Origin of the sequence: Cytobacillus firmus NBRC 15306 (genome assembly GCF_001591465.1) — a bacterium.
GTDB lineage: Bacteria > Bacillota > Bacilli > Bacillales > Cytobacillaceae > Cytobacillus > Cytobacillus firmus.
On sequence record NZ_BCUY01000177.1, the window covers coordinates 1 to 2,435 of the forward strand.

General features: G+C 30.0%; 3 protein-coding genes. All 3 read right to left on the reverse strand.

Annotation, left to right across the window (positions count from 1 at the left end; genetic code table 11):
- Positions 1 to 314: 314 nt before the first annotated feature.
- A complete protein-coding gene (locus BFI01S_RS21545; protein WP_040344197.1) occupies positions 315 to 494 on the reverse strand; it encodes a hypothetical protein in 180 nt (59 codons plus the stop codon).
- Positions 494 to 1,210: an ATP-binding cassette domain-containing protein gene (locus BFI01S_RS21550; RefSeq protein WP_061794398.1), complete on the reverse strand. Its 717-nt coding sequence runs from the start codon at positions 1,208 to 1,210 to the stop codon at positions 494 to 496. Before BFI01S_RS21550 ends, BFI01S_RS21545 begins: the two co-directional genes overlap by 1 nt.
- An 11-nt stretch (positions 1,211 to 1,221) precedes the next feature.
- A partial coding sequence (locus BFI01S_RS21555) for a hypothetical protein (RefSeq protein ID WP_218008341.1) occupies positions 1,222 to 2,435 on the reverse strand: 1,214 nt, incomplete at its 5' end.

Here is a 2,435-nt window from a genome sequence, read left to right on the forward strand (position 1 = left end):
TCATCAAGTTCTGGACATTGGAGAACGTCATTAACAATATAGATATTTGGAAAGTGAAAGTTAAATATTCTGTATTAATCGCAAAATAAAAAAGCCGATGATTCCTTAGCGTAGGAAAAGTCGGCTTTTCATTTCCATGAATTGTCTTAGCGTATGTTTTCCGCGTTTTGCTGGTAGGACCCCATCGCCATCAAGCTAACAATAACGAGTTACCCCAAAACGATAAAAACGAGTAAGATACACAAAATTTTCGTTCTGGGGTATTATGATCTCTTACCTTGATGGGCATGTGACGCTACCCCTAAATATAAAGATTATTTTACTCTCTTGTTTTTTGAACCCTTATATTCAATAAATGTGAAAGCTAATACGCCAATAAGAATACAAGAAATAACAATAGAATCTTTAGCATTACCATTATAAATTGAGAAAATTAATGGAATAATGGCAAATAAAGAAAATACTATAGTTCCTAAAATAAAATTTTTTTTCATTATTTCCCCCCATTAGTCTTCAATGTAGATATAAAATAATCTTCTAAAGTAGAATGATTTTCAGTTACCGAAGTGATTGATAGATTATCTTCTAGTATTTCACCATTATTAATCAATATGAGCGTATCGCAAAAATGCTGGGCTACTTCTAATTGATGCGTAGATAAAAGAATGGCATTCCCATTATTAACGTAATCCAGAAGAATTGCTTTGATTATCTTCATATTAATAGGATCAATACCTGAAATAAATTCATCCAGCAATAAAAGTGATGGATTACTTAATAAGGTTGTAAATAAAGCAATCTTTTTCTTATTCCCCAAAGATAAATCCTTCACTTTTTTGTGCAGCTCGTCATCCATATCGTAACGATAGAGGCTTTCATATGGATTTTTCTTCTTTATTTGAAACATGTCAATCATCATCTCTACATACTCAAAACCTGTTAATTCTTCATATAGCAAGGGATAGTCAGGGATAAACATAACTGGATTGGTTGACTTATAAAGTGATTTTTCATTTTCATTTATAATGATTTGACCTGATTCATGTTCTAATAGACCCGCAGCTATTTTAAGTGTAGTAGTCTTACCTGCTCCATTTGGTCCTAAAAAGGCAACAATTTTCCTTTCCGGTACTACAAAACTTATATTTTTTAAGATTGGTTTCCCTTCAATTATTTTTTTTACGTTTTGAAACTCCAAAATACTATTCAATATAATCCCTCCTATAAAGAAAAGTCATCCAAACACTTAAGCCTTACTAATTTATGCTTAATAATTGTAACTAAGCTTCCCGAAAGTATTAAAAACAATACAGTGATTCCAATTGCGTTTATATGTAAATACTGTGAGATACTAATGAAATCGGACATTAAAAGTGCTATAGGTAACATTAAACAAGGGATAAAAATACCTACTGTTAAGTACCTGATAAGGTTCCGTACTGCTTTTTGATCTGGATAATCTTCTAATTGTTCAATATTTAAAAAGTTGTAATGCGGACTAATCACTGATGGTAAAAATATTATGATAGTTAATAAAAAATAAAATAGTAGGTGAGATACCCCAACTATAATCGAAATATTTAAAGGAACTTGATTGATAATCATAAAAAGAATGTCACACACAATAAATAACGGAAGTGTAGTAATTAAAAATAATCGAAATTTATAAAGAAAAATTGACCAAGCATTTTTTTTAGACAAAAGATGCAAAATGATATGTTTGCCAACACTATCAATTGAGAACATTCCATTTAAGCCCCAGAACATTGTAAATACATAAAAAAATACAAAAAAGAAGAAATAAAAAGCTAGAATAAAATGATACATTTTATCGAATGGCTCAAAGACTTGAATAAAACTCGTAAATATGCCCAATTGAATCCAGAAAGACAATGGCCCTAGAAGTATAGGAAATCTATGAAAGAAATAGGTAGTACGAATATCATTTCTAATTAAAAAGGTTATATATGATTGTCTATTCACAATAGCACTTAGAGAAACAATCCACTTTTCATAAAAAGAAAATGGATAATAAATACCTTTAGATGGCTTACTTTTAGAAAAGGCAAGAAGGACTGTAAATCCAACAAATATAGTCAATATTACACTGAAAATTAGTAAGTCCTTTAAATCCAGTTCCCCCATGGCATAAGTTGCTAAGATACTATTCGGTAATAGAGAGAATGTAATTACATCTTTTATCGGTTCAAATAATTTTGCTAGAGAACTGGTGCCAAGTTGCATCCATTGGTAATATTTTTCAATATCAATTTCATTTGATGTTAGTGGGAAGTTTTTAATCCAAGGCACTAATCGATTACTCATATTTAAGGCTAGAACAAATAGAAAGCACCTTATCAGAATATTTGTAACTAGTCGTAATAAAAAATGATTTCGCTTCCTTTGTAAACACATATATTTATTATGGAAAATAC

Excerpts from the sequence above, each read along its gene's own strand:
- BFI01S_RS21545 (WP_040344197.1), bottom strand. The coding sequence starts at position 494 with ATGAAAAAAAATTTTATTTTAGGAACTATAGTATTTTCTTTATTTGCC.